The 5,916-nt window shown below is 69.2% G+C and carries 5 protein-coding genes; all 5 read right to left on the bottom strand.

The window, feature by feature from the left end:
• Positions 1-269 precede the first annotated feature (269 nt).
• The 5 genes from LIU39_RS34500 to LIU39_RS34480 all read right to left on the bottom strand — a co-directional run bounded on the left by LIU39_RS34500 (position 270) and on the right by LIU39_RS34480 (position 5,756).
• Entirely contained in the window at positions 270-986 is a 717-nt protein-coding gene (locus tag LIU39_RS34500; protein WP_227050932.1) for a hypothetical protein, read from the bottom strand.
• A 102-nt stretch (positions 987-1,088) separates the two neighbouring features.
• Positions 1,089-1,910, bottom strand: a complete 822-nt coding sequence (locus tag LIU39_RS34495) for a TniQ family protein (RefSeq protein WP_227050931.1) — start codon at positions 1,908-1,910, stop codon at positions 1,089-1,091.
• Positions 1,907-2,962, bottom strand: a complete 1,056-nt coding sequence (locus LIU39_RS34490; protein ID WP_227050930.1) for a TniB family NTP-binding protein — start codon at positions 2,960-2,962, stop codon at positions 1,907-1,909. Before LIU39_RS34490 ends, LIU39_RS34495 begins: the two co-directional genes overlap by 4 nt.
• Positions 2,962-5,001 (bottom strand): TnsB C-terminal domain-containing protein, encoded by a 2,040-nt coding sequence (locus LIU39_RS34485; RefSeq protein ID WP_227050929.1) that lies wholly within the window; start codon positions 4,999-5,001, stop codon positions 2,962-2,964. The genes LIU39_RS34490 and LIU39_RS34485 overlap by 1 nt, the downstream gene beginning before the upstream one ends.
• Positions 4,998-5,756, bottom strand: a complete 759-nt coding sequence (locus LIU39_RS34480; RefSeq protein WP_227050928.1) for a TnsA-like heteromeric transposase endonuclease subunit — start codon at positions 5,754-5,756, stop codon at positions 4,998-5,000. Before LIU39_RS34480 ends, LIU39_RS34485 begins: the two co-directional genes overlap by 4 nt.
• Positions 5,757-5,916: the final 160 nt, after the last annotated feature.

Here is a 5,916-nt window from a genome sequence, read left to right as displayed (position 1 = left end):
TGTCCCTTCTCATTAGATCTTGCAGAAGGCAGGCTGCTGACCTGGGGTGTGACAGGTAGGAGTGGGATTTCCGCCGGGGCTGTCGGGGTGTTTGAGAGGTCGTGTTGGCGATGCCGGGCGTGTGTCTCGTCGATCATGACGACGCTGATGCGTCCTGAGCTGGGCTGTGTCATGACGGTGAGATGACTGCGTCCAGAGTTCTCACCGAAGGTGGCTGTTTCCGGGTCAGGTCAAGAGACAGGGGGGCTCGGGCGGCCCTGGAGCCGGTCTCACTGCTGGCCGCGCAGCCAGATCCGCAGCGGACCGACCGGTTCGAAGCCATGGCGGACGGCCGCCGTCAGGTCCTCGCCCTGCTCGTAGCCGACCACCGGCAGGGTGGGGAACAGCCTGTTCACGGCGTCCAGTACGACCGGCCAGGCCGCGTCAGGGCCACCGTCCAGCGCGAAGACATTGGAGATTCCGACCACCTGGTCACTGCAGCTCGCCACCGCTCCGGCGACCACTCGGCCGTCGGCGGACCGTCCGGCGAGCACGAAGGTAGCTGGGTCGTCGAGCAGTTCGGGTCGGAAGAGGTCCGCGTTGCCGTCCCCGTCGTCCCAGGCGAGCGCCCAGGTGCGCAGCGCGTCCGGATCGCCCGCCACGTCCCAGGAAAGTTCCGGCGCCAGGGTGGGCGCAATTGCCGGGCGGTGGATCCACTGCGCCTCGAACAGCACCTGGAAGCCGGCCTCCGTCAGGTCGAGGTCGGCGAAGCTGTCCTTGACGGAGGCGCCGGGTGCGACGGTGTCGATCCGGGACACCAGCGCGGCTCGGTCGGCGCCCGGCACCAGCGTCACCGCGTCGGGGTAATACAGCGGCGTGCGAGACGGAGCGGCCCAGGCATGTGCCCCGAACTCGCCTGCCAAGCCGTGTGATCGGCTCATCGTCGCGCACCACTCGGCGTTGTTGCGGGCGGCGGCCCGGACCAGGAGCTGCTTCGGAGTCGTCACGAGTGCGGATCATGACGGCTCTGGCCCGGCCCGTCGAACGATTTTCCGCTGCCCGCAAGAGGGACGCTCCGCCCGAAAGCCCGTCAGCCAGCTCCTGGGGAATTACGGGCTCGTCGACAAGGGCAGCTGATCGGGAGCGATACCGAGACGCCGTGCCGCTTCGGCGGGCAGGCGGCTATGGCCTCGCCAGTGCGGGGAGGCGAACAGGCGGGTGAGGACGACGGCTTCGGGATAGGTGACCAGTTCGATCCGGGACGCGGACGGACGGTGAGGATCGCCGAACGGGTCCTCGCCCAGCAGGTTGAGTCGTCGGTTCCAACGCTGTTGCAGCGGTGGGCTGCTGACCTCGTTGGTGAACCACTTGGTCAGGCGGTCGCGGGCGTCGACGTAGGCCAGCGCGGTGGTGGGGTGGGTGCCCCGGCGGACGATCCGCTGATGTCGGCGGTTGGCCCGAAGAACCTCGGGCAGTCGTGTGAGGCTGTGCTGCTCGTCTCCGAGGAGCCAGCGATGGTGCCGGTGGCAGACGCCTTCATGGTGCGGGGTGCTGCGGACGACGAGACCGCGGATGTGGCGGCGGGCCATGCAGAGGCGGCAGGCCGGGCGGCGTCGCGGCTCGATGACCTCCTCGGTGGCGGACAGCGGCAGCCGCCGGATCGGGTCGCCGATTGTTCCGAGCGGGGGCATTGAGTGGATCAGGGAGACCGAGGTCCGACCGGTCAGGGCGGCGAGCCGCACCAGTCCCGCAGAGGTCCAGTAGCCGACTCGGTTGTCGTCACGGCGGTGCTGTCGCGACGGGCCGATCAGGGACGAGAAGTGCCCGATGGTGAGGTGGTTGGCGTCGGCGAGCCGGTTCAGGTAGGAACCGACCGTCTCGCCGTGCACGGGCGGCGGGGACAGCGGCAGCACCCGCAGCCGCGTGGTCACGCGGTGCGCTTCTCGTTGCGGGTCCGACGTCGACGTGCGCGAGGGAGGTTCTGCTGTTCGGCGCTCTCGTCCAGGTCGACCCGCTCCAGCGAGGCTTTGGTGATTCGTTCGCTGCCGTCGAGGATGGCGTCCAGGGCGGCTTCGCGAACGAGGTGGGACAGGCTGCCGATCATGCCGCTGGTGCGGTCGTGGAGGTAGCTGCTGAGCTTGAGTAGGGTGCCCGGCCGGTGAGCATGCAGCCGCAGTGACTCCTCAAGCGTCGCGACGAGGGACTGCCAGGCCCCGTGCTGGTCTGCGGTCGTGTGCCGGAAGGGGCTGGTGGGGATGAGGCTGTAACGGCTGGCGATCTGGCCGCCGCGCCGTCCGGCGAACAGTCCGGTGCCCTCGACGTCGACACCGGCCAGGACGAAGGTCGCCGGGATGCGCTCGGACAGGTACTTGATCTGGTCGGACGCCTCGGCGCCGACCCGTGTACCGATGTCGAGGTTGTGCAGTTCGTCGATGAGCACGAGACGGCAGCCGAGGGTGCAGAGCAGGTCGCAGACCTTGTTGGTGACCTCGACCTGGCTGTAGCGGGACGGCAGCGGCAGGCCGATGAACCGGGCGAACTCGATGGCCAGCATCTTCGGGGTGGCGGCCGGCGGGACGGTGACATAGACGACCGGCAGGGACTTCGGCTGGATCTCTCCCCGGCGCCGACCCAACTGTTCGTAGTTCTTGCCCAGTTGGGTGATGGCGGTGGTCTTCCCGGTGCCCGCCGGGCCCGAGACGATCAATCCCCGTCGGGCGGAGTGCTGGTGCCGGTTGAGCAGGATGCGTTTGCGGCCGGTCGCGGCGACATGGCGGATCGTCGGGGTGGAGACGATCACCAGCTGGGAGTGGTAGTCCTCCCGTGCCTGGTCATACTCCGCCCGCTCGGACTCCGGCAGCCGCTGCAGGGCCGCGGGCGGCAGGACGACCGGAGGCGCGATGGTCTCCGCGACGAACGCGGCCCAGCCCTCCTTCGTCGTCAGCGGGTAGTCGACTTCCTCCGGCTCCAGGAAGTGCGTCATCAGCGGCTCCCGTCGGTGAAGGCATCGAATACCCCGAAGGGAATGACCTTGCCCACCGCCTCGTCGTCCGACTCCGTCTCCTCGACCGTCTCCGGCGAGATGTCTGCAGCCGGGCGCCCTGGGAGCGCGGATGCGGCCCGGGTGCGGGCGGCGATCCGCCGGTCCGGGCCTGCCCCGGCCCGGGTCAGCAGGTCCTCGACCGCTGCCGCGATGGCGCCCTCGTCGGTGGTATCCGCTCCCCGCGCGGCCAGCAGTGACCGTGCATGGCGCCAGGTGAAGTCGGCGAAGGGCGCCGACACGGTGCCCAGCCGGGTCCATGGGACCGTGATCCATCCTCCGGCCCGGGTGTCGCGTACCCAAACATGAGAGAGGTCGTAGGGGTCGTAATGGACCTCCCAGAGATTGCCTTTGACGTCGACCCCGGACGGCTGACGCCGGTAGGGGCCCAACTCCCGGCAGTCGTAGGTGCGGTAGTCGACGGTGATCCCGTAGTCGTTGATCTTCCGCCACTCCACCGGCAACAGCTCGATGTAATCGTCTCCGCTCAGGCAGACCGGCAGATGCCCCGAGCGGGAGACCAACAGCGCATAGACGTCGTTCGGCGAGAGCGCCCTGCCGGGCAGGAACGGACTGCGCAACCCGTCGTGGGGCCGGGTCTGCCAGCAGGCGATAACCCACTCCTGGAAGAGGTCGGCAAGTTCCGCGATCGTCCAGACGGCTTCGACGTCCTGGCCGCGACGGGTGACGTTGGAGCCGACGTAACCGGAAACATGCTGGCAGAACAGGGTGTTGATCGAGGAAAAGGTGCGCTCGACCACACCCTTGTCGGTCGGGGTGGCCGGCCGTGCGGGCTGGACCGAGATGCCCAGCGACCGGCAGGCCGCGATGAAGGTGTCGGAGATGAAAACCTTCCCGCGGTCGACGACGATCGTGTCCGGGACGATGACCGGCTTGGCTGCGGCGTGCTCCAGCCGGGCGTCGATGCTCATCAGACGGGCGTGCGGGATAAGCGAGGCCGACATGCGCAACGCGTCCGCCCAGCCGGGCCGCATCGGCTCGGGCACCAGCATCCGCGCCAGCAGCAAGGCGGCATCGACCGCCTTCGTGCCCGCCGGCCGCAGGATGGCCGCGCAGATGGTCCTCGACGCGATATCGACCGCAATGGTCAGCTCAACTCTGCCGGTCACCCCGTCGTCCAGGACCGCCAGCACGTCCAGCGGGGTGGTGTCGATCTGCACCACCTCGCCGGGCCGGGCGGCCATGGTCGGCGTGAACGGCGCCTCCGGCCTCCGGGCCTGCGACCGCCTGGTCGTCGCCGCCCCGAAGCTGTGCCGCCCCTCGGCCAGAGCCTTCACCAGCCGGTAGAGCGTCGCGCGCGATGGAACGGGCACCACCCCTTCGCCGTGGCGTTCGGCCACCAGCCGCTCGGCCTGCCGCATCACCCTGGTGCGGGTGCCGGTCGACGTGTTTTCCTGCGAGGCGAGCACCTCGATGAGGGCCTCCACCAGCCGTTCATCCACTCGTCCGGTGCTCGGCATGGACAGCCGTGCGGCCCGCCGGTCGACCAGACCCCACACGCCCCCGTCGCGCCATCGCAGCCGCATGCGGTGCAGGGTCCGGTCCGAGACCGACGTTCCCGAGGCGGTCAGCTCGGCGGCCTTCGCCACGATCCGCTCGTTGATCGTGCGCCACTTCGGGTCGAACTCCGGACGGGGCCTGGTGCCCGCAGGCGCATCCGGCGCCACCCCGGTCTCGACCTCGATCAGGTGCCGCTCGAAGAACTGGGCCTTGCGCAAGGCGGGTTCGGGAACCGTGTCGAGCTGCCCGAACGGCGGCAGACCCGGCGTCGTGGCCTGCGAGTCGAGCAGCTCGAAGTCCTCGGCGGCCATGAGGTGGGTGAACATCATCAGCGACGGTGCCCCGTGGCTGTCGACCAGCCGGACCGTGGTGCCCGCGAGCCCGGCCACGGTATGAACCTGCCCGTCGAAGCGGACCCGGTCGCCAACACGCAGTGCTCCGCGCGGATTTGTCTGGCTCATCGCTCCTCGCTCCGGCTCACCAGCGTGCGGTCACTGAGCGGATAGGACAGATCGGCAGACAGACGTCCGCACCACAGCAGGTGGAAGACCACCGGGAGAACCTGGAGGGGATCGCCGACGGAGGCGGCCTGGGCAACCAGTGGCGCGGGGACGGCGAAGGCTGCGGTCACTGCCGCGTTGAGCCTCTCCGCCTCGCCGTAACGGGGGTGGCGGTAGCCGGCGAGCCAGCGCAGGTTCGCGACCCGCACCGCGTCGATCTCCCCGGCCAGCCGATAGGCCCAGCCCAGTTGTTCGCAGGCGCGGCGCATCGCGGCGAACGCCGCCGCGGACCGGGCGTCGATGCAGTCCGCCGGGCGGCAGTCCACGACCAGGCCCGTGCCGTCGGCTGCCCGCGCGAAGAAGTCCGGCGCGTGCGACCGACCGCGGCCCGATGCCTCATCGCGCCAGAACAGCCAGAACGGCTGCGAGGCGAACCCCACGATCTGCGGGTCGAAGTCCATCAGGATCGCGTGATCGCGCTCCAGCCACGACTCGAACCCGACATGCCGACCCGTCGTCGCCGACCAGTACAGGCCAGGGAAATGCCGCTGTCCCCGGTACGACGGAAAGTCCCGGACAGGCGCAACGTCCTCGAAGGCCACCTCCGCCGCGTACCCCAACGGCTTCCGTACCTCGTCGCCACGCTCCAGCCAGGCCAGATCGAAATCCGAGACCTCTGGCAGAGCCCCACTCCGCAGGACCTGTACCCCACCCATGCATCGACCATCACGGATGCCATGAGACAAGCCACATGGAACGGGACACGGGTCACCCCTGTGGGTGACTGCACTCTCGACAACAGCCACCGGACGTGAGATTCGATGCAGCCCCACTCAGATCAGTGAGACTCGTCCAAGCTCAGCGAGACGGGACAGA

The organism is Streptomyces pinistramenti, assembly GCF_020564935.1.
Classification (GTDB): Bacteria; Actinomycetota; Actinomycetes; order Streptomycetales; family Streptomycetaceae; genus Streptomyces; species Streptomyces pinistramenti.
This window is presented reverse-complemented; position numbering and strand designations above follow the sequence as displayed.

Coding starts and splice junctions, on each gene's coding strand:
- LIU39_RS34480 (WP_227050928.1), bottom strand. CDS start 5,756: ATGGGTGGGGTACAGGTCCTGCGGAGTGGGGCTCTGCCAGAGGTCTCG.
- LIU39_RS34490 (WP_227050930.1), bottom strand. CDS start 2,962: ATGACGCACTTCCTGGAGCCGGAGGAAGTCGACTACCCGCTGACGACG.
- LIU39_RS34485 (WP_227050929.1), bottom strand. CDS start 5,001: ATGAGCCAGACAAATCCGCGCGGAGCACTGCGTGTTGGCGACCGGGTC.